Source organism: Prochlorococcus marinus XMU1405, from assembly GCF_017696275.1.
Taxonomy (GTDB): Bacteria; Cyanobacteriota; Cyanobacteriia; order PCC-6307; family Cyanobiaceae; genus Prochlorococcus_A; species Prochlorococcus_A marinus_AB.
Window position 1 is genome coordinate 441,901 of record NZ_JAAORF010000001.1, and the last position, 23,410, is coordinate 465,310.

The following is a 23,410-nucleotide window of genomic DNA, read 5'->3' on the forward strand; positions in this document are numbered from 1 at the left end:
ATATGAACTCTAATCTGAATTAAATCTACATGATGACAGTTGATTTTTAATAGTTTGGTGATCTAAGTTTTTCCCAATTAATACTATCTTGTTAGATTTTTCTTTTGTCCATTCCTCATCATCTAGAGAAAACCGCTTTCCAGATAGGTGAAAAATATGTTTTCTTTCACTTTCCATAAACCATAATATTCCTTTTGCTCTAAATACATTTTGTGAGATTTGATTATCTAAGAAATATTGAAACTTCCTTAAAGAAAATGGTTCAAATGTCTCATATGAAACTGAGGTAAAACCCTCGATATTATTAATCAAATCGTGGGAATGAGAAGAGTGATCATGGGAATGAGAAGAGTGATCGTGGGAATGAGAAGAGTGATCGTGGGAATGAGAAGAGTGATCGTGAGAATGAGAAGAGTGATCGTGGGAATGAGAAGAGTGATCGTGGGAATTTTGTTCTATATTTTTTTTATTTTTCTCGAATTCAAAAGTATCCGTCTCAAATAGACCCACGCTCATTATTGTATGTAATGCAACTTCACTATTAGTTGATCTCAAAATCCTTGGTTCTTTTTTTATTTTATTTATAAACTCCTCTATTTTCTTTAATTGTTTTTCATCTACTAAATCAGATTTATTTAGAAGAAGGATATCTCCGTATAAAATTTGAGAATAGGCGATGCTTGTATTATTAATTTCAAAATCAAAATTTTCTCCATCAATGACAGTGATTATCGAGTCTAATCTTACCTTTTCTCTAAGATCACCAGCTGCAAAAGTCATGGCTACTGGTAATGGATCTGCTAATCCAGTTGTTTCAACAATTAAATAGTCTAATTTTTCAGCTCTTTCTAAAACTTTGGATACGGTATTTAATAATTCGCCATTGATAGAGCAACATATACATCCATTATTTAATTCGATCATATCTTCTGAGCCTTCTATTATTAAGTCATTATCTATTCCGATCTCTCCAAATTCGTTAACTAAAACAGCTGTTTTAATACCAACTTGATTTTTTAAAATATGATTCAGAAGTGTAGTTTTGCCAGAACCTAAAAATCCACTAATAATAGTAACTGGCAATAAATTTTTAGACATTTTGAATAGTTGAAAACAAGTTTATATTTTTATTGATCGAAAATTTTGTTGATTTCCGAAGCTAATGTTTGATCCAGATTTGTAATACCTCCTAGATCATGTGTATTTAATTTAATTATTACTTTTGCATAAACATTCTCCCAGTTAGGATGATGATTATATTTTTCACAGATTAAAGCAACCTTAGTCATAAAAGCAAAGGCTTCAATAAAATTAGCGAAGTTAAATTCTCTTCGGATTTGTTTTGATTTAATTTCCCAGCCAGGTATTTTGACAACTAATTCATTCAATTCTTCATCTTGCAAAATGTAGGGTTCCATTAAATAAGAAATCTGACTTATTACATTATAAGTAGCTCACTTTTTCTCACCAATTATGTGTACATTTATGATTCTTTCCTTTTGATCAAATCGATGTTCCCATAAATAAACTGCTTGCCATGTGCCGAGCATAATTTTTCCGTCTTGAAAACTCAAAGATAAACAAGTGTTTGTTAGGGATGTTTTGATATGTGCTGGCATATCGTCAGCCCCTTCTTGATAATGTTTATAGGATATTTCTTCTCTATTTTTTGATAAGGTTAAGTAGGAATCATAGGGAACTATCGATTGCATATACTTTTTTAGGTCCCTAAGTACATTTGGATCTGCGTTCTCATTAATAGTTAAACTGCAACTTGTATGAAGTGAAGTTAAATTTAAAATTCCAGAATGAAAATTATTTTTTTCAACATATAAATTTAAATCATATGTGATATCAATAAAACCCTCGCCATGGGTTATGAATTTTAATTTTGAAAATATTTGTTCCATATAAGTGAAAACTTAATTAATCAATATCCTATTATGGATAAAGATGCATTTTTTACTGCAGACATTAAAATTTTTATCTTAAGATAAATTTAATTTCCATTTAAATCTTTGGCTGAAACTCATTGGAATAAGCTGGGTGCTTACCTTAAAGAAACACAAATATTAGGTTCAATCCAAAATACACTTTATTGGGATCAGAATACTGGAATGCCAAAGAAAGGTGCTTCTTGGAGGTCTGAACAACTTACTTATATTGCAAAAGTATTACATGAAAGAAATTCTTCCGAGGAATTTTCTAATTTAATACAATCTGCTAAAAATGAACTAGCAGATATTGAACTAAATTCCGATAATCAACTTTTAATAAAAGATAAAGAAAGAAATATTAGTCTTTTATTGAAGGAGTTTAATAGAGAAAGAAATTTAGATCCTAAATTAGTTGAGTCTCTAGCAAAGGCAAAATCTAAAGGGTATGAAAGCTGGCAAGAAGCTAAGGAAAAATCAGATTTTAAAATTTTTCTTCCTTTCTTTGAAGAATTAGTTAAATTGCGAATTGAAGAGGCAAAACAAATATCTATTCAATGTTCACCTTGGGAGACATTAGCCCAACCCTTTGAGCCTGAATTAAATTTGAAATGGTTGAATAAAATTTTTCAACCTTTGAAAGAAACCATCCCAGGCTTGATTAGAGCAACTAACAAGTCCCAAAAAAATCATTGGGATTTAAGTCCAGAATCTCAACATGAGTTATGTTCAAAATTACTTGATGAGTTTGGGAGAGATAAAGATCTAGTTGTTGTTGGTAAATCTCCCCATCCTTTTTCGATTACATTAGGGCCTAATGATTATAGGATTACGACAAGAATTGTTGAAGGTGAACCATTATCAAGTTTTTTAGCAACTGCGCATGAGTGGGGGCATTCTATTTATGAGCAGGGTTTGCCATCTCAAAGTCATCAATGGTTTGCTTGGCCTTTAGGTCAAGCAACCTCTATGGGTATTCACGAAAGTCAATCTTTATTTTGGGAAAATAGAATAGTTAAATCCAAATCTTTTTCAAAAAGATTTTTTAAAAAATTTGTTTCAGCTGGATGTTCTCTTAATAATTATTTAGAACTATGGAAATCTATTAATCATTTGGAAGCAGGATTAAATAGGGTTGAAGCGGATGAATTGACTTATGGCTTACACATATTAATAAGAACCGAACTTGAAATAGATTTAATTGAAAGAGGGTTACCTGCTGAAGATATTCCAATAGAATGGAATAAAAGATATGATGAACTACTAGGAATTAAACCATCTAATGATTCAGAAGGCTGTCTTCAAGATGTTCATTGGAGTGAAGGAGCGTTTGGATATTTCCCCTCATATTTGTTAGGACATGTTATAAGTGCGCAAATATCTTCTCAAATGGAAAGAGACATAGGTTTGATTGACAACTTAATTGAAAATGGTGAATATCAAAAGATCATCTTTTGGTTAAAAAATAATATACATAAATATGGCAGATCAGTTAATTGTATGGAGTTGGTAAGAGCTGTAACTAATGAAGAACTATCGCCAAACTATTTTATTAATCATTTAAGGTCTAAAATAAATGATTTTTGCTGAAACATTACTTTTGAAGAATTTGGTTAGGTGTGAGGATGTAAGATAAACAAAAATAATTTCTTGATGGCAAATCTAAATCAGCCCCCAAGCAGGGTTACCCCAAATTTATTGCACATACTAAATGCTTTCACTGATAGCACAAATACAATAATAAATACTATTGTTGAATTGAATTCTAATACCATAAATAAATATGAATTAATTACAGAAACGGGCCATCTTAAACTTGATAGGGTAGGTTATTCATCACTTGCGTATCCTTTTGCTTATGGATGTATTCCAAGGACATGGGATGAAGATGGAGATCCACTTGATGTAGAAATTGTTGGCGTAACTGAGCCATTGATACCCGGATCTATTGTGGAAGCAAGGATTATAGGGGTGATGAAATTTGATGATGGTGGAGAGGTCGATGATAAGGTAATAGCGGTTCTCGCGGATGATAAAAGAATGGATCATATCTCAAGTTATGAAGACCTTGGAGATCATTGGTTAAAAGAAACAAAGTATTATTGGGAGCACTACAAAGATCTAAAAAAACCAGGAACATGTACTGTCAATGGTTTTTTTGGGATAGAAGAAGCTGTAAAAGTGATTAAAGATTGTGAAGAGAGATACAAAAAAGAAATTGATCCTAAATTAGTAAATTAACTAATTTTATTTTTCTCTAAATTCTTCAAATATTTTGCTGAGTATTTTGTCGGCACCTTGAAGTTTTAGTCTCTTTGCTAGTTCTATGCCTACCAGTTCAGGGTCATTAATATTTCCAATAACTTGATCTTTTATAAGCCTTTCTCCATCAAGAGAGGCTACCATACCAGTAAGGTAAAGTTGTCCATTATCAATTTTACTATTAACACCTATTGGGACTTGGCATCCACCTTCAAGCTCTCTTAAAAAAGCCCTTTCTGCCAGACATCTTTGACTAGTGGGTTTATCTTCTAAGACATTTATAATTTCTAAAACTTTTTTGTCATCAGATTTACATTCAATGCCTAACGCTCCTTGGCCAACAGCATGAAGGGAAATTTCACTTGGTATAATCTGGTGAATTCTTGATTCAAAGCCTAATCTCTTTAAACCAGCGGCCGCAAGAATTATACAATCAAATTCTCCAGCATCTAACTTTTCAATTCTTGTAATAACATTTCCCCTGATATCTTTGAAAACAAGATGTGGGTACTTATTTCTTAATTGTGCAAGTCTTCTTAGAGAGCTTGTTCCAACTATCGAACCTTCAGGTAAGGTTTCTAATTTATAACAGTCATTTTTTTTGCTTACTACTAAAGCATCTGCAGGATCTTCCCTTTTTGTAATGCATCCTAATTTAAGGCCACTTGGCAAATTGGTTGGTAAATCTTTCAGAGAATGTACTGCTATATCAGCATGGCCTACAAGCATTTGTGCTTCAAGTTCTTTTGTAAATAAGCCTTTGTCGCCTATTTTTGCTAAGGCTACATCCAGGATTTTGTCACCTTGGGTTGCCATAGCTTCTATAGATACCTCTAAATTGGGAATATTCCTTTCTAGTTGATCTTTAACCCATAAAGTTTGAACCATTGCTAGTTTACTTCTTCTACTAGCTATTTTCAGCTTAAAATTAGTCATTAAATATTATTTTGAGTTTGAATTAAAAATAAAGTCGAATTTATTTTAAGCTATTCTTTTGCAAGTTTTTAAAGCTGAATACTATACTTAACTTTTTTTATTTTATATATTCTTTTAAAACCCCATTTCGATTGGGATGTCTAAGTTTTCTGAGGGCTTTTGCCTCTATTTGTCTAATTCTCTCTCTCGTTACATCAAAAATTTGGCCAATTTCTTCAAGAGTTTTCATCCTTCCATCATCAATTCCATATCTTAATCTAAGGACATCTCTTTCTCTCGGACTAAGAGTGGCTAAAACTCCTTCCAAATCTTCTCTCAATAAAGTTTTAGAAACATCTTGCTCTGGATTTTCTATATCAGCCTCTATAAAGTCTCCGAGTCTTGAGTCTTCTTCTTTCCCTATTGGAGTTTCTAAAGAAATAGGAAGTTGTGCACTTTTAGCTATAAATCTTAATTTTTCAATTGTCATTTCCATACTCTCAGCAATTTCTTCTTCACTAGGTTTCCTGCCAAATTCTTGGCTAAGAACTTTTGTAGTTTTTTTAATTCTGGATATTGTCTCGTATAAGTGAACTGGCAATCTAATAGTTCTACTTTGATCCGCTATTGCTCTTGTAATGGCTTGGCGAATCCACCAAGTTGCATACGTAGAGAACTTATAACCTTTTTCATGGTCAAATTTTTCAGCTGCCCTAATTAGACCCAAACTTCCTTCTTGTATTAAATCTTGAAATGATAAACCTCTATTCATATATTTTTTAGCAATGGAAACAACTAATCTTAAATTTGATTGAACCATTTTTTCTTTAGCTCTCCTACCTAAGAGGAGTCTTCTTCTAAATTTGGGAAGAGGCATATCTATTAACTCGGCCCATTCTCTAACAGATGGGAAATGTCCTTTTTCTGACTCATATTGAGTTGCCAGCTCTTCTAGTTGGAGTAAATCAGCAATTTTTCTTGCAAGCTCAATTTCTTCATCTGGTCTTAAAAGTCTAATTCTTCCAATTTCCTGTAGATAAACTCTTATTGAATCTTCAGTGTAAATACCTTTTGGCCCAAGCTTTATGTTACCAATGCCTTTTTCTTCATCTTCAGAATCACTAAATTCATTATTGGTTTCTATTCCGCTTTCCCTTAAATCAGAGGATGCCTGAAAATTTTGGCTCTCTATATTATTTTTTTCTTCAACTACTGTTTCTAAATTAGTATTAATTTTTTTATTAATCTTTTTTTTTGAGCTAGGCTTGGAATTTTTTGATTCTGCTGCTACTGGACACATGATTTACTCCTTTCTACGGTGAATTTAACTAGATAAAATTTTATTTAGGGCTAATTTGTACATTTAGTAGTAAACTTCCCCATTAATTTGTAAAAGAACTTTTTCAGAAATTTGAATAAAAAAGTTTTTTTAACTGTTGAAAAATTTAAATAGTGCTATAGATTACCTAAAGTAAAAAGTCTTGGGATTTCTCAGACAGGCAGATCATTTTTGAATTGTCAGTCAATGATCAAAGCTTCATGTCTCCCTTAAGATCAGGATACTTACAATGTGCAAAAAACACTTTGTGGAATGTTCAACAATCCAATACTAAGAAAAAGTTTTGAAGCCGGCAAGTAATCAGTTATTAAATATCTCCCACAAATTGGAAATTTTGCTTGATATAGGTAGAAGTAATGAAAGCTTTTACTATTTAGATGGAAATAATCTTGGGGTAGAAGTTGGGGATATTGTAAGTGTGAAACTAAGAGGAAGATTATTGAATGGGTTGGTAATCTCCAAAAAAAACTTTTCGAAGATTAATAATGATGAATCAAATATTATTGCAAGAAAAAATATAAGATATTTGTTCGTTGAGAGTATTTTGCAGAAAAAAATAATTGATGACTCTTGGAGAGAATGGATAGAGTCCCTAGCCTCTTTTTATATGGTTAGTAATTTAAAAATGTTTAAAACGGCATTTCCTCCTGGCTGGATTGGTAAATATAAGAATATTTCTCAAGGTTTAAAAGATCAAATATGGATTGAAACTAAAAAAGAATCTGATATTAAGAAAAATGGATTAACCAAAAAAGAATTTTTTTTAATGAATACTTTGTGGGGAAAAGGTAATTGGCAAAGTGAAATAATAAAGTCTGGTTTTAATTACACTCTGATTAACTCAATGGTCAGTAAAAATTACCTTGTCAAATCTAAAAGAAAAAAAAATATAAATACTAAATTTAATTCTTTTTTAAATGAGAATATTTCAACGAAAAAACCAAATCTTACAAATGAACAAAAAATTGCATTTCAAGAATTTCAAAAATTGAAACCGGGAGATGTTTTACTTCTATGGGGCGAAACGGGTTCAGGTAAAACAGAAGTTTACATGAGAATTGCTGAAGATCAAATTCTTAAGAAAAAAAGTTGTTTGATACTAACCCCAGAAATTGGACTAATTCCTCAACTTATTGATAGGTTTAGTCAGCGATTTAAAAATGTTGTTTACGAATATCATAGTAACTGTTCTTCCAGTCATAGAACTTTAGTTTGGAAGAAAATTATTAATGCTGATGAACCTCTTATAGTAATAGGAACAAGGTCTGCAGTTTTTCTTCCAATTAAAAATCTGGGATTAATAATAATGGATGAAGAACATGATGTTTCATATAAACAAGATAGTCCTATGCCTTGTTATGACGCACGAGAGATAGCTATTGAAATAGTTAAAAGGAATTCTGCAAAGTTAATTTTAGGGAGTGCAACCCCATCAATGAAGACTTGGAAAAAGTGCGTTTTTGAAAAGAATTTTAAATTGGTAAGAATGATTCAAAGGATATCCAGTAATGAGATTCCTGAAATAAGAATTATTGATATGCGGGATGAGTTCAAAAAGGGGAATATGAAAATTTTTTCTAATGAATTATTACAATTACTTCCTCAACTCCGCCTAAAAAAAGAGCAGGCAATAATTTTGATCCCTAGAAGGGGACATAGTGGGTTTTTAAGTTGTAGAAGTTGTGGATATTTAATAAATTGCCCCAACTGTGACGTTCCCTTATCAGTGCATCTCGGTTCACAAGGAAAAAAATGGTTAAGCTGTCATTGGTGTGATCATAAATCGAGATTGATCAATCGTTGCCCAGATTGTCATTCGACTGCTTTTAAACCTTTTGGAATTGGGACACAAAGGGTAATAGAGTTTTTAAATGAAGAATTTCCAGAATTAAGAGTACTTCGCTTTGATAGAGATACAACCTCTGGAAAGGATGGTCATAGAGATATTCTTTCAAAGTTTTCTAAAGGTGATGCTGATATTCTTGTGGGAACTCAAATGTTAGCAAAAGGGATTGATATCCCCAATATTACTCTTTCAGTAGTTATTGCAGCAGATGGGTTGCTTCATCGCCCAGATATTTCGGCAGAAGAAAAATCATTACAATTGTTTTTGCAATTAGCTGGAAGGGCAGGCAGGGCTCAAAAAAAAGGAAAAGTGATTTTTCAAACATATAAACCTAACCATCCGGTAATTTCGTATCTTCAGAAGAGAGATTATGAAAGATTTTTAATTGAAAACTCGAGATTGAGAAAAGATGCTGATTTATTCCCATTTTGCAGGATTTGCATTCTTAAATTATCAGGTGAAAATTATGAATTAACTGAATCAATTGCAATGAAATTAGCAAAATATTTACTCAATTTTTGCGAAAAAAAGAACTGGAAATTAATTGGTCCTGCTCCTAGTCTAATTGCTAAAGTCGGTAAAAAATTTAGATGGCAGATATTAATACATGGTCCTGAAGGAACAAATATCCCCTTACCTGACAGGTCAATATTATGGAAACTTATTCCAAAAAATGTATTTTTAACAATTGATGTTAATCCTGCAGAGTTGTAATTATTTTGATGGAAGTTGAGGTAAATCTGTACCTAATTTAAATCTATAGAATCTTAATAAATAAGCTAATACTATAATGATTAAAATAAAAAATATCCCAATCAAAAGTTTGTTGAGACTCCAGAAAGAAAATTCAAGACTATTTATCTGTCCTTGATTTAAATTCCAAATGATTTGATTTTTTGTGATTTCTAAATTTGAATTACTTTTATCTGTGAGAGTAGCTTTATTAGGATGAATAATTTTGAAAATGAGTTCTAAATTATCAATACCTTGAATTGAACTTAGATCCAAATCTAACCTGTAAAAGTATTTTTTAAAAAAAATGAAGTTTTTTTGAGTAGTATTAATTTCTATATTTGTTGATCCTCCCGCTAACTCTCCTGCGGTATTTTGGGTGATTTTAAGAACTTGCTTTGTATCTTCAAGATTTAGATTTTTATGTTTCAAAGAAAAGGTTGATTCGTCTTGTTCAATTTTTGCATCAGGAAAAATATCTTTCATCTTCTCTTCAAATTTTAATTGCCAAGGAAATTTCTTTATGTATTTGCTTTCTATAACTAAATTATTGGTTATTGAATCAAGTTCACCAAGATCAAGTGTATCCTCAACTTTAACGCAGCCACTTAAGAGTGGAATTAATAATAATAATATTAAAAAAATGATAAGTGAAAAGCCTTTCTGAAACGGTTTTGTTTCACCAGTCGGAGTCTCAGTAACATTAATAAATTTCTTTTTCTGCAAAACTTCTTTTTTTTTGCGCAGTGAGTTAAAAGATTTTTTATTTAATGATGGGTCGCTTTCAAACTGTACGTTCCAATTTTCTGGCTTTTTAATGTCAGGGGAATCTATAACTTCCATCAAATATTTTGCATTTTCTCTCGTCTTATTATCGTAAGATTTTAGAAGTTCTTTACAAAATATTTTAGCCTCTTCCTTTTTATTAACTCCACAAAGAGCAGTAATTAAAATTGTTCTTAAATTTACTCCTTCTTTGCTTGATAAAGGAAACGATTCGATTTTGGGCAAAAGAAATTTTATACAATAATTATACTCACCTTTAGCTAAAGCAAGTTCTACTATTTCTAAAACTTGCTCATAAGTTTTCATAAGTTAGGCGACTATCATTGTACCTATTCCAGAATTTGTAAAAATCTCAAGAAGTAATGAATGTTCTATTCTTCCATCGATTATGTGAGCTGCTTTGACTCCTTGTGCTAAAGCTCTTATGCAGCATTCTGTCTTTGGAATCATACCTTCAGTTACAATTTTTTTATCAATAAAATCTCTTGCCTCTTTGAGATTCGTTTTTTCAATAAGGCTATTTTTGTTATCTTTTTCTCTTAAAATACCTTGAGTATCAGTAAGAAGAATAAGTTTTTCTGCATTTATTGAAGCAGCAATTTCTCCAGCAACAAAATCTGCATTAATATTATGGGAAATACCTTCTATGGTTGATCCAATACTAGAAATAATAGGGATATATCCTTTAGAGATAAGAGGATCTAATATCTCAGAATTGATTTTTGTAACCTCTCCCACCAACCCATGGCTCCCATCTCCCAGTTCTCTAGATTGAATTAAGTTGCCATCAAGACCTGATATTCCAACAGCTAAAGATCCAGTTTTATTAATGCCTTTTACAATTTGTTTGTTAACTCTGCCCATTAGAACCATCTCGACAATTTCCATTGTTTTTTGATCAGTAACTCTTAATCCATTTTCGAATTTAGGAGATATTTCTAATTTCTTTAACCAATTATTAATTTCGGGTCCACCTCCATGAATTACTACTGGACAAACTCCAACGGTTGATAAAAGTGCTATGTCTCTAAAAAAAGCATTTTTTAAATTATCATTCTCCATAACAGAACCACCATACTTGATAACAATTTTTCTACCAGAGAAACTTTGTATATATGGGAGTGCTTCGCTTAATATTGATACTCTTTGAGAATCATTCATTATTAAAATTCATTAAAACTTGATTGAATTGAGAAATTAGGTTTTTACAAATATATCCCTATATTCAATAAAAGAGAATAAAATCAAATTCTTTTTTATTATCGTCGATAATAAATTCTGATTCAAGACCTTTTACGAAAAACCTGTTTAATCTTTCTTGCTTTTCAATCCATTTTTCTAGAGGGACAGCGTTTAATTCGAAACGCATTCTTAGACCATTTTTTTCTTCCTTTGTAATTTCTTCGATTTCTTTTAGTTGAGGGGGATTATCCTCGTCCCACAAATTTAGAGATTCTAATGACGATTCAAGATGAGCTTTTATCCCATATCTCCATCTTGTAACATCTTTAACTAGTGCTGTTAATTCTTTTGGTCTGTTAAATTTATTTGTCGCAAAATTTGTCTTGTCAAACAACTCTACAGGAGGTATTTCGGAAGTCTTTAAACCTAATCCAATTAAAAAAATAGGTACTCCATAAAAAAAAGTAGGTACACTTAAATTTACTGAGTCTGTAAAATAAGCAGTCATTCCTACAAAAGCTAATATCCCCCCAGCGGTTACGATTAAGTTTCCAGGCGATAGGTATTTCTTCATTTTGATTTAGTAGAATGTATTTTAAATTGTCTAAAAAGTATTATGCAAGATCCTAATACTGCAAATCAAGGAGATTTAATTTTTAAACTTGATCAAGATAGAGCATGGTTATTAGAAAATCTTGATAAGGGTAAATGGCCAGAAATTAGAAGCGAACTTGCCGCACTTGAAAGAAAAATAAGCAAACTAATTATAAGTGTTCAAGAAAATAATGTTGATATTTGATTTAAAAAGGTATTTCGTCAACTTCAGGTACTAAAGGTGAACTATCCCAACTTGAATTTTTGGTGCTTTCTTTTTTTTCAAATGACTCATTATTTTCTTTTTGATCAGACTTAATAAAATTAACTGGCGATATTTGATGAATTTTTGAAGCTGTTAGTTCTGGTTGCTTTTCTTTCGTTCCGTCTTTTCTAGTGACAGAATTCATCTTTAAACGTCCCTCAATAACAATATTTTGCCCCTCCTTTAGTTCATCTACCATTTCTTGGGCAATATTTCCCCATCCTATGATCTTGAGATCTCTGGTTGGATCTTCACTACGTAATCCTTTAAAATTAACAATCATTTCTGCAATTGGAGTTTGGTTTTCTTTGGTATACCTCATTTGGGGAGCGCTATTAATGACCGCCTGAATTAAACAATGATTCATTACTTACTATTTAATTAAAGACATACTGATGCAGAATCAAGGAAATTGCTATAAAAATGTTTGGATCCTATCAGGAACTTCGGATGGACCTGTAATAGCTAATAAGCTTCTTGAACTAAATTATTCAGTCTTTGCAAGTGTTTTAACTTATAAAGCAGGGCAAGCTTATATTGAGAATCCAAAGTTACATATCATTACGGGGAAATTAAATAATAAAGAACAAATAATTAATTTCATAAATAAAAATAAAATCACATGCGTTGTTGATGCTACTCATCCGTTTGCGGTAATAATTTCTAAAAATCTTAATAATGCATGTAAAGAGATTAATACACCTCTTTTACTTTTTGAGAGGAAATCTCTCATAAATAAGACTAATAATTTTTTTTATATTGATGATTTAAAGGATATAAATAACGTTGATATTGAGAATAAGAATATTCTTCTTGCAATAGGATCAAGATTCCTTAACGATACAGCTAATCATTATATGAATTGTAAAGCAAATGTATTTACAAGGATACTTCCAACTTATGAGAGTATAACTAAAGCTTTTGGCTCATGTATTCAAAATTCAAACATAGCGATACTTGAACCGAGTAAAAATAATAAAAGCATTTTAGAAAAAAAACTTTGTGATTTTTGGGAGATAGATTATGTTTTATGCAGAGAATCTGGAAGTTATTCTCAGAAAAACTGGGAGAGTATAGTTTCTGGAAGTAAAATGAAGTTATTTTTGGTTAAAAGGCCGAAAGTTAAAAATGATTATTCTTACTCTTTTGATCAATATCATAATTTGATAAATCACATAATTAAAAAATATTGATTTTTAATTCATTATGGAAGTATTAGTTATGATCACAACTGAATCAAGTAACGCAAATGCTTTGCGAATGGCTAAATTACTAATACAAAATAAGCTTGCAGCTTGTGTTTCGATAAAGCAAATTTTTTCAATTTATAAGTGGAATGATGATATTGAAGAAACTAAAGAGTTTGAAATCACAATAAAAAGTAAACTAGAATTTAGAGATTGTTTAATTGATTTCGTAAATAAAAATTCCACATATAATGTTCCTCAAATTATTTACAAAAAATACCATGCTGAGATGAAATATTATGATTGGTTTAATAAGACTATTTGATTAAATCTATTTTATTAACTCTTTAAGATCAATATCTGATCTAGATCCTAATTCCGTAATTATTTGCCCCGCACAAATTGAAGCTATCTCTCCGCATTTTTTGAGGGAACAATTGTTTATTAATCCATGGATAAATCCTCCCGCATAGATATCTCCTGCTCCTGTAGTATCAATAATCTTGCCTTTCGTTATTGACTCAATTATTTCAACATTTTTTTTATTAACTATGAGAGAACCATTTCTTCCAAGAGTTACTATGACTAATTCACATAAGGATGATAGGTCTTCTTGGCAGCTTGCTAATTTATCATTTTTAAATAGACTTAACACCTCGGATTCATTACAAAAAACGATATCTACATATTCATAAATTAATTCTAAGAAACTCTCACGATGCCTATCTACACAAAATGAATCAGACAAAGAAAGGATTATTTTTGTATTAGATTGTTTTGCAATTTGGGCGGCGTTAATAAAAGCTTTTTTAGCTAATTCGCTGTCCCATAAATATCCTTCTAAATATAAATATTTACTTTCCTTAATTACAGTAAAGTCAATGTCTTTTGGCTCAAATTCTACAGATGCGCCTAGGTAAGTGCACATAGTTCTTTGTGCATCAGGTGTAACCAAAATGATTGAATGAGCTGTTGGAGCACCTGCAATAGTTGGTGGAGTATTAAATATCGTTTTACTTTTTTTTATATCGTCAGAAAAGAAATTACCAAATTGATCATTTTTGACTCTTCCTATAAACTGCACATGATTACCTAATTCTGCTAAAGAAACAACGGTATTTGCTGAGGACCCACCTGAAATTTGTTTGATAACTTTGCAATTTTCTAACAATCTCTGAGATTCATCAGAATTAATTAGATTCATTGATCCTTTATCCAGATTATTTATCTCAAGAAATTCATCTTCAATATTTACAATAATATCTACTATTGCGTTCCCGATACCAATGAGATCGACTTTTTTATGTTCAAAATGTCTAAAGGATTCCATCATTAATTTGAAACTAAATTACCTTAACAGTGCTCTTTTAGGACCATGTATTGGGTCTTCAATTACTATAGTTTGATCTCTATTCGCCCCCAAAGAGACAATGGCAATTGGAACCTCCATTAATTCAGCTAAAAATCTTAGATAATTCATAGCATTCTCTGGGAGATCAGATAGTTTTCTGCAATCTGCAGTTGAACATTGCCAACCTTTTAATTTTTTGAAGATTGGCTTACATTTTTTTAAGTCATCTGAATTAGTCGGAAAGTAGTCTATTTCCTCTCCATCGAGATCATATGCAATGCAAACTTGAATCTCATCTAATTCATCTAACACATCAAGTTTTGTAACTGCTAAACAATCAAGACCATTTACAGATACAGCATATTTACCAATAACTCCATCAAACCACCCACATCTCCTCCTCCTCCCAGTAGTGGTTCCAAATTCACTACCTCTATCACAGAGTTGGTCATTAATACTCCCTTGTAATTCCGTTGGGAATGGTCCCTCTCCTACCCTTGTGGTGTAAGCTTTTGCAACACCTATTACTCTATCAATTAGAGTGGGACCAACTCCAGCACCAATACATGCCCCTCCTGATATAGGGTTTGATGAGGTAACAAAAGGATAAGTTCCATGATCCAAGTCAAGTAGAGTCCCTTGAGCACCTTCGAATAGGATATTCTTTTTGTTTTTTGAGGCTGCATGTATAGTCCTTGTACAGTCAACTACATGCTTTGATAATCTTTCTCCATAGTCAAGATATTCTTCAACAATGTCTTCTAATTTAAGTGGTTTAATTTCATAGATTTTTTCTAGTAGACCGTTTTTTTCTCTTAATGGAATTTTTATCACATCACTTAGCCTTTCCTTATTGAGCAAATCTCTTATTCTGATGCCATTTCTTTGTGATTTATCCGCATAAGTTGGGCCAATCCCACGACCTGTTGTACCTATTTTGTTTGAACCTCTATCAGCCTCCATCGCTTCATCTAATATTCGGTGGTAGGGCATTGTTACATGTGATGTTGATGAAATTTTTAATCCTGAGATATCAATTCCATTATCAATTAACATGTCAATTTCTTTAAGCAAGATTTTTGGATCTACAACAGTTCCCGAACCAATTAGACAAGAAGTATTTTTATAAAGTATCCCTGAGGGAATTAAATGTAATTTTAAGACTTTATCATCTACGACTATAGTATGACCTGCATTTACTCCCCCTTGATAGCGAACGACAACATCTGCCGAACGACTAAGTAAATCCGTTATTTTACCTTTTCCTTCGTCACCCCATTGGGCTCCGATTACAACAACATTGGCCAATTTTAGAAGAGCATTATTTTTGTGCGAATATTTAATATATTCAAAAATCTTGGTTTACTTTTAAAAAGTAAATGAATTGTATCAACTTTCTCTTAGAACCATTTTTTCAGCAAGAGAAAATTCTTTGGTTAAACGCTCCTTAAGTTTATCTGGTAAAGGTCTACTTGCAAAGTTTTTGTAATGACCTGCCATAGCATTTAATGCTGTTTGCATTGTGGTAAATGATTGTGTTTTATTCACCATCCCTCTATTTCTATATCTTGAAATATAGTCAGTTATGAGTGTAAGAGCCTCACTTCTTACTTCATCTTTATTTGGAGAATCTTTTGGAGTATCAACAGCTGTTTGTAATGTTTTAACAACTGAAATTGTATCCTTTGTGTAGTCACCTGTCATAGCGGTTTTTGCAGCTATGGAAGGGGAACTAAATAGTGTAAAAGCAACAATTAAGGATATTGCAAAAGATATAGCTTTGATAAGATTCTTAAAAAATAATTTTGATGTCCATTTCAGTAACATAACTTAGCTCCCAAAAAAAATAAGCCTCAAGACTTATTATTGTACATTATTTCAGATTCGGAAATAAATGTTTCTAACAATTTATCAGTACTAATTTTAAGCTTAGTATTATTTGTTCTGCATAAAAGTTCTACTTCTTTATTAATAGAATCTCTGCCAATAATTATCTGAAAAGGAATACCAATTAATTCCGCATCTTTAAATTTTACTCCAGCTCTGTCGTTTCTATCATCAAGAAGGACATCAATTTTATTAATTAAAAAGTTGTTATAGATTTGCTCAGTAAGATCACTTTGAATAGGATCTTTTAGGTTTGTTGGGATAATAATAACTTCAAAAGGAGAAATCTGGATAGGCCAACAAATTCCTTTTTGATCATGATTCTGTTCGATAGCGGCTTGAGCTATTCTTGTCACTCCTATTCCGTAACAACCCATCCATAAATTTTTTAACTGACCGTCCTTATCGGAGAACTTTGCATTTAATTTTTCACTATATTTCTGACCTAGTTGGAAAATATGTCCAATCTCGATACCTTTTTTTTCTTTAAGTTCTTCATCATTATAAATACTTACTTTATCTCCTTTTTTGGCATTCCTGATATCCCCAATTAGATAGTCTTTCGAATCAAAAGAAAATTCTTGAAAAACTTTATGGAAATTAACTTTATTCCCACCACTTATAAACTTTGAAAGTTCACTTGCAGAATGATCAATTATTCTTGTCCATTTTTTTTCCCAATTAGAAGTAGCTTTAATAGTTTTATTATCTAAATCTGGCCCTATAAAACCTAAGGGTAAATCAACTAGATTTTTTTCGATAGTATTTTTGTCTTCAATCTTTTTAAGATTAAGGAGATTGAAGTGATTAAGTTTATTGATTAAGTTAAAAAGCTTTACTTCATTAATGTGTTGATCGCCTCTTATGCATGCAAGAATTGGGACCTCAAATTTACCTTCGAACTGTGCAAGGAATATTACTACTTTAATAATCTGACTTGGGACTAAATTGTTATTATTGCAAACTTCTAGAATTGTTTTTTGATGAGGCGTTTCCAACCACTCTGCAATATTGTCTTTTAGTGGAATAGGTTTAGAGGGTAGAGAAACAGCTTTTTCGATATTGGCAGCATAAGATCCGCTTTGAGTGAACAAAATGGAATCTTCCCCAGCATCAGCAGTGACCATAAATTCTTTAGATGAAGCACCCCCAATTGCTCCACTATCAGCTTCAACCCCTACTATCTGCAGTCCACAAGATTTAAAAATATTTTCATAAGCATTGCCCACTTTTTCATAGAAAGAAGCTAGATCGTTTTCTGAAGAATGAAAAGAATAACCATCTTTCATTATGAATTCTCTACTTCTCATCAATCCAAACCTTGGCCTTATTTCATCTCTAAATTTTGTCTGAATTTGGTAAAAACATTGAGGTAATTGCTTATAGGAGTTGATGGTCTCTGATGCAATACTCGTGATCACCTCTTCGTGAGTTGGCGCTAAACCAAATTCTTTACCTTGTCTATCTTTGAGATTAAACATTATTCCTTCACCTGCGGTATATCCTTCCCACCTTTCACTTTTTTTCCATAAATCTGCAGGATGAAGTTGGGGTAATAGTAATTTTGTACAACCAATACTATTAAGTTCTTTCTCTATTATTTCGGATATTTTTTCAATAACTCTAAGCATTAGTGGCATGTATGCATAAATACCGCTGTTAACTCTGCGAATATACCCAGCTTTTAAGAGTAATTGATGTGAAATAATCTCAGCTTCAGAAGGTGTGTCACGAAGTGTCCCCAGAGGAAATGAGGTGGTCACGCGCATACAAAAAAATCCCTAGATATTATTTGATTTTATCAATTAAGATGAAAAAATAATTCAAAGTGTCTTGAGTCCCTCAACGCGGCTAGTCTAAGAATGCTCTTTCTGCTAACTTCTTCAGTAATGAAGTTAAGACTCTTTAAAAAGTTCATTACTACTTAATCATTTTCTTAAGTTTATGGAAAATATAGATTCCAATATTTCTAGTGAAGAGGAATTAGTAGGTATTGATGAAGTTCAAAAATTCCTAAATAGATCAAGAGCTTCTGTCTATAGGTATACAAATACAGATTTAAGAAATCTAAACCCTAGTTTTAATCCAAGAAAATTAAATCCCGAATTTCGGACTGATCAAAAAGATCCTTTAAAATTCCATCCTAATGAAGTAGCAAGATTTGCAAAAGATATTTTAAGAATAAAGGAAGTTACTGTAGAGGTCTTTAATACACCTTCGTCCGCTGCTCAAAATATACTGGTGCAAATATTAGACGAACTAAAATCTATTAGGTCTTTGCTAGAAAAAGAGTAATTAAAAAGTCACCAATCAATGTTTTGATTTATTGACATTTTAAATGTAGGATAATGATGTTTAATTATCTCCTTAATCTTTACCAATTAAGAGTTCTTGAGTTACACGAAATCAAAGCAGTTTATTCAAAGTAAATCAAGCGAAGAATCTTCTCATGGTTCTGCTCGAAGTGATTTTGAAAGAGATGATGATGACCCCTTAAGTATAAGGAGTTTATCAATATCATCTTTAGGTATTATTTTTGCCTTTTTGACAATTTTTTTACCTTTAATAAGCATTTTAATTGGCAGACCTTTATCTCAAGGAAACGAGATAATTCATAATCAGGATTTTACAAAAGATGGACCTTAGTTCAATACCTCCATCTCCAATGAAGGGAATAGTGAATATTGTTGTTGAAATACCTGCAGGGAGTAGGAATAAATATGAATATTGCTCTGACGCAGGAATAATGGCCCTAGACAGAGTATTACATTCTTCAGTAAGGTACCCTTTTGATTATGGTTTTATCCCAAATACCCTGGCTGAAGATGGAGCTCCCCTTGATGCAATGGTGATAATGGACGAACCTACTTTTGCCGGTTGTCTAATAAAAGCTAGACCTATTGGAGTTTTGGATATGCATGATTGTGGTGCATATGATGGAAAACTTTTATGTGTGCCTATTGCTAATCCTAGGCAGGCTAACATAGTGAGTATTAATCAAATTGCTCCTAATCAGCTCGAGGATGTTGCAGAATTTTTTAGAACAAGTAAAGGACTCGATGGAAGAACAGTTCAAATTGATGGTTGGAGGGATTTTGATGTAGTGGAAAATTTATTGAAAAGTTGTATGCCTCTAAAAAAGAAAAACTTTAAAGTACTTAAGAAATCAAATATTAGTAAATTAAATTGAATAAAATAATTTTTTATAGTTATTTAAAATGCTCTACATGCCGAAAAGCTGCAAAGTGGCTTGAAAGCAAAGATTTTGAATTTCAGTTAATTGATATTGTAAAAGAACCTCCACTAGTTAATTATTTAAATCTAGCTTTGGAACAATACTCTGATGATAAGAAAAGTATTTTCAATACAAGAGGTAAAGCCTTTAAAACTCTTGATCTTGATATTGATCGTTTGTCAAAGGAAGAAATTATTCAACTTCTTTTAAGTGATGGCAAATTAATAAAAAGACCATTTTTGATTTACGAATTGAAAAAAGTAATATTAGGTTTTAACGAAATTGAATATGCAAAACAATTTAAATAAGTCTAGAAAATCAGGACTTGATTAATCCTATGCCTAGTTCCATAAAAAGTTTTTTTAAAGAATGGGGTCTACTAATTCTATTAACTTTTTTTGTTTCTTCTTGTAGATCATTTTTTGCAGAACCACGTTATATCCCTTCTGGTTCAATGCTCCCAGAATTACAAATAAATGATAGGTTAATTATTGAAAAATTTTCGATAAGAAACTCTTTACCAAAAAGAGGAGATATTGTCGTTTTTAACTCACCTTACTCGTTTGATAAAAAGTTAATTTCCTCAAGATCTAAGCCTTTACCAAATAAAAGATATTGTTTTTTTATGAGTTTTCCTCCAATGTCGTTTATTCCTGGTTTGAGGGATCAAGCTTGCGATGCTTATATTAAAAGAGTGGTGGCCCTCCCAGGAGAAATTGTAAGTGTAAAGTCTAATGGTGAATTAATAATAAATAATAAATTAATTCCTGAACCCTATGTCTCTTATAAGTGCTCATTATCCCTATTTAATAATTGTGGTAAATTTGAAAACATAAAAGTGCCAGAAGATCATTTTTTAGTTTTAGGTGATAATAGGGCAAATAGCTGGGATGGAAGATATTGGCCTGGAAGTAAATTTCTTCATAAAAAAGAGATAATTGGTAAAGCATATTTCAGATTTTGGCCTCTTAGTCAAGTTGGCTTTTTCAGTAAATGAAGCCTTTCCCCTACCTCTGACTTTATCAAAATAAATTTTTAACAAGGCTTAATTTAAAGTGCTCCGGAAGCAGTTGAATCAAGTATTCCCCCTAGATGTGTTGTTATGTTAAGAGCGCTAATCACAGGGGGCTTATTAGGATCATTAAAAAGATCAATTATTGTTATGCCGCCATTACCCTGTTTTATCATCCAAATATTTGAATAATTAATCCCAAGGATATTACAAATTAGAGTTTTATTGACTGCATCATGAGCAACCAAGAGGGTTTGATCATTATCCTTTTGAGATAAACAAATTTTTTCAAAAGCTTCTACTGACCTTTCTGATACATCTTTTATACATTCACCTTCGGGCATTATTACTTCTTCAGGTTTATCATGCCAATTTTTTAGTAAAGCAGGCCACTCTTCTCTAATTTCTGCTTCCAATTTACCCTCCCATAATCCGTGACTGATTTCTACCAGTAAATCTATTTTCTCAATTTTTAAATCTTTGTTATTTTGAAGGATTATTTGTGCAGTTTCATAAGGCCTATGCATTGAACTTGAAAATGCCTTATTGAAAGAAATATTTCTCAAATATTCAAAAGTCTTTCTAGCTTGATCTTTTCCGTTTTCATTTAAAGGGATATCAATTTGGCCTTGAAATCTACCTTCTTTGTTCCAGTTAGTTTCACCATGCCTTATTAGAAATATTCTGGAATCTCCAATTTTATTTGGAATATTTTTATTAAGATGGGAAGTTTGATTTAAGCATTCAATTTGAGTCTTAAAAGAATTATCTTTCTTTGAAATATTGAGTATCGAGAAAGAAGCATTTTCTAATCTTATTTTTCTAAAACCTTGCTTAGGCTTTCCTAATAACAAAAGTATTAAACATCTGAGAATTGCATTATGTCCAACAACTAAAATATTTATATCATCTTTGTGTTGATAAATTTTTAAAATATCTTCTACAAAATTTGTTGCTTGAAAAAATAACTCTTGAATTGGTTTATAAGTTTTATTGTCATTTCTTTTTAAGATAAGATTTTCTGGATCATTTTTCCATATAGGGTAAATTTCCGGAAATTTCTTTTTTATTTCATCAATTTTTAGACCAGACCATTCACTAAGATCTACCTCTAGCAAATTATTATCGAATACAATATCTTGCTCTTCATCAAAGATCTTTTTAATTGTTTTTGCAGTCTCTGCCGCTCTTACAAGTGGGGAGGAATAGATTTTATCGAAGTTTATTTTTGATAATGCTTTGCCTGCTTTTTGAGCTTGTTCGTATCCTTCATCAGTTAGTATTGAATCATCTGTTCTTCCTTGAATTAATCCTTTTGCATTGAAACTGCTTAGTCCATGCCTAACTAACACTAATCGTATAGCCATTATATAAGTTTGAAAATTAAGATTATTTAATCATCTCATGGCGTGATTAAAATAGATACATAAACATCACGAACTTCAATGATAACTAAGTATGGTTTTCAAAATATAATGAGTTATGATCTTTAAAAATGTTTCTAAGCCAAAACTCACTTTAGCTTTTATTTCTATAGTCATAACTTTTTTTGTATGGCAGCAAGGCTTAAGAGATAGTTTAAATAGACCGTCTGTTTCATTTGATATAAGTCAAAAAGAACAAGAAATTGCTGAATTATCGGTCCAATCAATACCTGTAGATCTAAAAAAGTTTTTTATCATAAATGATCCTGTTGATCAAATAAATAAATCACTCTCTGAGTTCTCATTTGAAGAGCTAACAGAAAGAAATAAATTAATTAGAATAGTTTCTTCAAAATCAAATGATCCTATAATCTATAAAAATATATCCAATGACTTTGAAAATAAAAACTATAAATTTCTGATTGATGAGATAGAAAAAAAATCTAATAATAATTTATATAAACCAAATTCTAATAAATTTGATTTATTTAAAGATGATAGATTTTTATATCATCTTTTAAGCCGGAAATTTGATTTTGACGATAGTTCATTAATAACAAAATCATTTTCAAGCAAAATGTTTTTAAAAATATTAGCCATTAGACTAATACCACTTTTGTCAATACTTATTGGCTCCATACTGGCTCTAAAAATATTATGGAGCACCATATCTTTGAAAAAGTTTGGTTGGCAAGAAATTAAATCCTTAGATTTAGAATTAATAGATATGGTTTTACTAATAGCAGGTGGATTTGTTGTTTTAGGAGAAGTAGTATCACCTTTGTTCTCTATAAGTTTGGTTGAACTTTTTTCTAAAAGTATTTCTGATGAATTGTCGCAATCTTTAAAAATATTCTTTGGATATCTTTTTATGGCTATTCCGCCATTAGGGATAGTTTATTATCAACTTAAATCTTTGAATAGAGAATTCACTTTTAAAAAGGATTATTTACAGTTCAATTTCTTTCCAATAAAGTATGCAATTACTCAGGGAATTAAGGGTTGGTTAGCAATTGTCCCTTTTGTTTTATTGATTTCTCTAATTATGAATAGTTTGATCGATAATCAGAATGGTAGTAACCCTTTACTAGAAATTGTTCTAAATAATAATAATTACTTATCATTTTTTTTATTATTTGTAACAACAACTTTATTAGCTCCTCTATTTGAGGAAATTATATTTCGGGGTATTTTACTGCCAACTCTTTCAAGAGATTTTGGAGTAATTTCGGGCATCATAGTTTCATCTTTTATCTTTGCATTAGCCCATTTAAGTTTGGGAGAAATGCCGCCATTATTTGTTCTAGGGATTGGATTAGCAATTACAAGAATTGCTTCAGGAAGTTTGTTTTCTTCAGTTATCATGCATTCTCTATGGAATGGATTGACTTTCTTAAATTTGTTCTTATTGAGGACATAAAGAATTTAATTTCTTACTTGCGAATCAAACAAAAAGATG

The 23,410-nt window shown here is 31.2% G+C and carries 26 protein-coding genes; 12 read left to right on the forward strand and 14 right to left on the reverse strand.

The genetic code is table 11. The features are described from left to right. Nucleotides 1-9: 9 nt before the first annotated feature. Genes HA148_RS02565 through HA148_RS02575 form a run of 3 tightly spaced genes read right to left on the reverse strand, consistent with a single transcriptional unit; the run spans nt 10 to nt 1,910 of the window. On the reverse strand, nt 10-1,098 hold the full coding sequence (locus HA148_RS02565; RefSeq protein WP_209129920.1) for a CobW family GTP-binding protein: 1,089 nt from the start codon (nt 1,096-1,098) through the stop codon (nt 10-12). A 29-nt stretch (nt 1,099-1,127) separates the two neighbouring features. Continuing rightward, nucleotides 1,128-1,418 (reverse strand): 4a-hydroxytetrahydrobiopterin dehydratase, encoded by a 291-nt coding sequence (locus tag HA148_RS02570; protein WP_209129922.1) that lies wholly within the window; start codon nt 1,416-1,418, stop codon nt 1,128-1,130. A gap of 36 nt (nt 1,419-1,454) precedes the next feature. Further along, on the reverse strand, nt 1,455-1,910 hold the full coding sequence (locus HA148_RS02575; RefSeq protein WP_209129924.1) for a secondary thiamine-phosphate synthase enzyme YjbQ: 456 nt from the start codon (nt 1,908-1,910) through the stop codon (nt 1,455-1,457). 108 nt (nt 1,911-2,018) lie between these two features. On the opposite strand from HA148_RS02575, the gene HA148_RS02580 reads away from it, so the two are divergent. Together HA148_RS02580 and HA148_RS02585 are read left to right on the forward strand one after the other, a co-directional pair. Continuing rightward, nucleotides 2,019-3,524, forward strand: coding sequence for a carboxypeptidase M32 (locus tag HA148_RS02580; RefSeq protein ID WP_209129926.1), 1,506 nt, complete (start codon nt 2,019-2,021; stop codon nt 3,522-3,524). Nucleotides 3,525-3,587: 63 nt separating this feature from the next. Further along, nucleotides 3,588-4,175: an inorganic diphosphatase gene (locus HA148_RS02585; protein ID WP_209129928.1), complete on the forward strand. Its 588-nt coding sequence runs from the start codon at nt 3,588-3,590 to the stop codon at nt 4,173-4,175. Between the two features lie 6 nt (nt 4,176-4,181). Here the strand turns inward: HA148_RS02585 and hemC are convergent, their stop codons facing one another. Next, the gene (gene hemC, locus HA148_RS02590; protein WP_209129930.1) at nt 4,182-5,132 is read right to left on the reverse strand and encodes a hydroxymethylbilane synthase; all 951 of its coding nucleotides are present in this window, start codon (nt 5,130-5,132) and stop codon (nt 4,182-4,184) included. Nucleotides 5,133-5,229: 97 nt separating this feature from the next. Beyond that, on the reverse strand, nt 5,230-6,411 hold the full coding sequence (gene rpoD / locus HA148_RS02595) for an RNA polymerase sigma factor RpoD (RefSeq protein ID WP_209129932.1): 1,182 nt from the start codon (nt 6,409-6,411) through the stop codon (nt 5,230-5,232). A gap of 322 nt (nt 6,412-6,733) precedes the next feature. Between rpoD and priA the strand changes: the two genes are divergently transcribed. Next, nucleotides 6,734-9,010 carry a replication restart helicase PriA gene (gene priA / locus HA148_RS02600; protein ID WP_209129934.1) on the forward strand — a complete coding sequence of 759 codons (2,277 nt, stop codon included), beginning with the start codon at nt 6,734-6,736 and terminating at the stop codon, nt 9,008-9,010. Here priA and HA148_RS02605 read toward each other — a convergent pair whose 3' ends face one another. The 3 genes from HA148_RS02605 to HA148_RS02615 form a co-directional block, all read right to left on the reverse strand. Further along, nucleotides 9,011-10,120: a DUF3153 domain-containing protein gene (locus HA148_RS02605; protein ID WP_209129937.1), complete on the reverse strand. Its 1,110-nt coding sequence runs from the start codon at nt 10,118-10,120 to the stop codon at nt 9,011-9,013. A 3-nt stretch (nt 10,121-10,123) separates the two neighbouring features. Continuing rightward, nucleotides 10,124-10,975 (reverse strand): acetylglutamate kinase, encoded by an 852-nt coding sequence (gene argB, locus HA148_RS02610; protein WP_209129939.1) that lies wholly within the window; start codon nt 10,973-10,975, stop codon nt 10,124-10,126. A 64-nt stretch (nt 10,976-11,039) separates the two neighbouring features. Beyond that, the gene (locus HA148_RS02615) at nt 11,040-11,570 is read right to left on the reverse strand and encodes a DUF2854 domain-containing protein (protein WP_025894150.1); all 531 of its coding nucleotides are present in this window, start codon (nt 11,568-11,570) and stop codon (nt 11,040-11,042) included. A 42-nt stretch (nt 11,571-11,612) separates the two neighbouring features. On the opposite strand from HA148_RS02615, the gene HA148_RS02620 reads away from it, so the two are divergent. Then, a complete protein-coding gene (locus HA148_RS02620; protein ID WP_075440528.1) occupies nt 11,613-11,795 on the forward strand; it encodes a hypothetical protein in 183 nt (60 codons plus the stop codon). A 1-nt stretch (nt 11,796) separates the two neighbouring features. Here the strand turns inward: HA148_RS02620 and HA148_RS02625 are convergent, their stop codons facing one another. Further along, a complete protein-coding gene (locus HA148_RS02625; protein ID WP_209129941.1) occupies nt 11,797-12,222 on the reverse strand; it encodes a single-stranded DNA-binding protein in 426 nt (141 codons plus the stop codon). A 28-nt stretch (nt 12,223-12,250) separates the two neighbouring features. Here HA148_RS02625 and cobK point away from each other — a divergent pair, with 28 nt between their 5' ends. Further along, nucleotides 12,251-13,048 (forward strand): precorrin-6A reductase, encoded by a 798-nt coding sequence (gene cobK, locus HA148_RS02630; RefSeq protein WP_209129943.1) that lies wholly within the window; start codon nt 12,251-12,253, stop codon nt 13,046-13,048. A gap of 13 nt (nt 13,049-13,061) precedes the next feature. After that, the gene (gene cutA / locus HA148_RS02635; RefSeq protein WP_209129945.1) at nt 13,062-13,367 is read left to right on the forward strand and encodes a divalent cation tolerance protein CutA; all 306 of its coding nucleotides are present in this window, start codon (nt 13,062-13,064) and stop codon (nt 13,365-13,367) included. 6 nt (nt 13,368-13,373) lie between these two features. Here the strand turns inward: cutA and HA148_RS02640 are convergent, their stop codons facing one another. From HA148_RS02640 to HA148_RS02655, 4 genes are all read right to left on the reverse strand, one after another. After that, nucleotides 13,374-14,375: an adenosine kinase gene (locus HA148_RS02640; protein ID WP_209129947.1), complete on the reverse strand. Its 1,002-nt coding sequence runs from the start codon at nt 14,373-14,375 to the stop codon at nt 13,374-13,376. Between the two features lie 15 nt (nt 14,376-14,390). After that, nucleotides 14,391-15,701, reverse strand: a complete 1,311-nt coding sequence (locus tag HA148_RS02645; RefSeq protein ID WP_209129949.1) for an adenylosuccinate synthase — start codon at nt 15,699-15,701, stop codon at nt 14,391-14,393. Between the two features lie 81 nt (nt 15,702-15,782). Further along, on the reverse strand, nt 15,783-16,220 hold the full coding sequence (gene psb27 / locus HA148_RS02650; RefSeq protein WP_209129951.1) for a photosystem II protein Psb27: 438 nt from the start codon (nt 16,218-16,220) through the stop codon (nt 15,783-15,785). A gap of 26 nt (nt 16,221-16,246) precedes the next feature. After that, nucleotides 16,247-18,049 (reverse strand): proline--tRNA ligase, encoded by a 1,803-nt coding sequence (locus HA148_RS02655; RefSeq protein WP_209129953.1) that lies wholly within the window; start codon nt 18,047-18,049, stop codon nt 16,247-16,249. 175 nt (nt 18,050-18,224) lie between these two features. Here HA148_RS02655 and HA148_RS02660 point away from each other — a divergent pair, with 175 nt between their 5' ends. From HA148_RS02660 to lepB, 5 genes are all read left to right on the forward strand, one after another. Further along, entirely contained in the window at nt 18,225-18,575 is a 351-nt protein-coding gene (locus HA148_RS02660; protein WP_025914328.1) for a hypothetical protein, read from the forward strand. A gap of 96 nt (nt 18,576-18,671) precedes the next feature. Continuing rightward, nucleotides 18,672-18,926, forward strand: a complete 255-nt coding sequence (locus tag HA148_RS02665) for a hypothetical protein (protein ID WP_209129955.1) — start codon at nt 18,672-18,674, stop codon at nt 18,924-18,926. Then, nucleotides 18,916-19,470 (forward strand): inorganic diphosphatase, encoded by a 555-nt coding sequence (locus tag HA148_RS02670; RefSeq protein ID WP_209129957.1) that lies wholly within the window; start codon nt 18,916-18,918, stop codon nt 19,468-19,470. The genes HA148_RS02665 and HA148_RS02670 overlap by 11 nt, the downstream gene beginning before the upstream one ends. Further along, nucleotides 19,467-19,823, forward strand: a complete 357-nt coding sequence (locus HA148_RS02675; RefSeq protein WP_209129959.1) for a Spx/MgsR family RNA polymerase-binding regulatory protein — start codon at nt 19,467-19,469, stop codon at nt 19,821-19,823. The genes HA148_RS02670 and HA148_RS02675 overlap by 4 nt, the downstream gene beginning before the upstream one ends. A gap of 29 nt (nt 19,824-19,852) precedes the next feature. Beyond that, complete coding sequence (gene lepB, locus HA148_RS02680; RefSeq protein ID WP_209129961.1) at nt 19,853-20,512, forward strand: signal peptidase I; 660 nt, start codon at nt 19,853-19,855, stop codon at nt 20,510-20,512. A gap of 53 nt (nt 20,513-20,565) precedes the next feature. Here lepB and HA148_RS02685 read toward each other — a convergent pair whose 3' ends face one another. Next, on the reverse strand, nt 20,566-21,894 hold the full coding sequence (locus HA148_RS02685; RefSeq protein WP_209129963.1) for a histidine phosphatase family protein: 1,329 nt from the start codon (nt 21,892-21,894) through the stop codon (nt 20,566-20,568). 115 nt (nt 21,895-22,009) lie between these two features. Between HA148_RS02685 and HA148_RS02690 the strand changes: the two genes are divergently transcribed. After that, a complete protein-coding gene (locus HA148_RS02690; RefSeq protein ID WP_209129965.1) occupies nt 22,010-23,371 on the forward strand; it encodes a CPBP family intramembrane glutamic endopeptidase in 1,362 nt (453 codons plus the stop codon). Nucleotides 23,372-23,410 lie beyond the last annotated feature (39 nt).

Coding starts and splice junctions, on each gene's coding strand:
- HA148_RS02565 (WP_209129920.1), bottom strand. CDS start 1,098: ATGTCTAAAAATTTATTGCCAGTTACTATTATTAGTGGATTTTTAGGT.
- HA148_RS02570 (WP_209129922.1), bottom strand. CDS start 1,418: ATGGAACCCTACATTTTGCAAGATGAAGAATTGAATGAATTAGTTGTC.
- HA148_RS02575 (WP_209129924.1), bottom strand. CDS start 1,910: ATGGAACAAATATTTTCAAAATTAAAATTCATAACCCATGGCGAGGGT.
- HA148_RS02585 (WP_209129928.1), top strand. CDS start 3,588: ATGGCAAATCTAAATCAGCCCCCAAGCAGGGTTACCCCAAATTTATTG.
- hemC (WP_209129930.1), bottom strand. CDS start 5,132: ATGACTAATTTTAAGCTGAAAATAGCTAGTAGAAGAAGTAAACTAGCA.
- rpoD (WP_209129932.1), bottom strand. CDS start 6,411: ATGTGTCCAGTAGCAGCAGAATCAAAAAATTCCAAGCCTAGCTCAAAA.
- HA148_RS02605 (WP_209129937.1), bottom strand. CDS start 10,120: ATGAAAACTTATGAGCAAGTTTTAGAAATAGTAGAACTTGCTTTAGCT.
- argB (WP_209129939.1), bottom strand. CDS start 10,975: ATGAATGATTCTCAAAGAGTATCAATATTAAGCGAAGCACTCCCATAT.
- HA148_RS02615 (WP_025894150.1), bottom strand. CDS start 11,570: ATGAAGAAATACCTATCGCCTGGAAACTTAATCGTAACCGCTGGGGGG.
- HA148_RS02620 (WP_075440528.1), top strand. CDS start 11,613: ATGCAAGATCCTAATACTGCAAATCAAGGAGATTTAATTTTTAAACTT.
- HA148_RS02625 (WP_209129941.1), bottom strand. CDS start 12,222: ATGAATCATTGTTTAATTCAGGCGGTCATTAATAGCGCTCCCCAAATG.
- cobK (WP_209129943.1), top strand. CDS start 12,251: ATGCAGAATCAAGGAAATTGCTATAAAAATGTTTGGATCCTATCAGGA.
- cutA (WP_209129945.1), top strand. CDS start 13,062: ATGGAAGTATTAGTTATGATCACAACTGAATCAAGTAACGCAAATGCT.
- HA148_RS02640 (WP_209129947.1), bottom strand. CDS start 14,375: ATGATGGAATCCTTTAGACATTTTGAACATAAAAAAGTCGATCTCATT.
- psb27 (WP_209129951.1), bottom strand. CDS start 16,220: ATGTTACTGAAATGGACATCAAAATTATTTTTTAAGAATCTTATCAAA.
- HA148_RS02655 (WP_209129953.1), bottom strand. CDS start 18,049: ATGCGCGTGACCACCTCATTTCCTCTGGGGACACTTCGTGACACACCT.
- HA148_RS02660 (WP_025914328.1), top strand. CDS start 18,225: ATGGAAAATATAGATTCCAATATTTCTAGTGAAGAGGAATTAGTAGGT.
- HA148_RS02670 (WP_209129957.1), top strand. CDS start 18,916: ATGGACCTTAGTTCAATACCTCCATCTCCAATGAAGGGAATAGTGAAT.
- lepB (WP_209129961.1), top strand. CDS start 19,853: ATGCCTAGTTCCATAAAAAGTTTTTTTAAAGAATGGGGTCTACTAATT.
- HA148_RS02685 (WP_209129963.1), bottom strand. CDS start 21,894: ATGGCTATACGATTAGTGTTAGTTAGGCATGGACTAAGCAGTTTCAAT.
- HA148_RS02690 (WP_209129965.1), top strand. CDS start 22,010: ATGATCTTTAAAAATGTTTCTAAGCCAAAACTCACTTTAGCTTTTATT.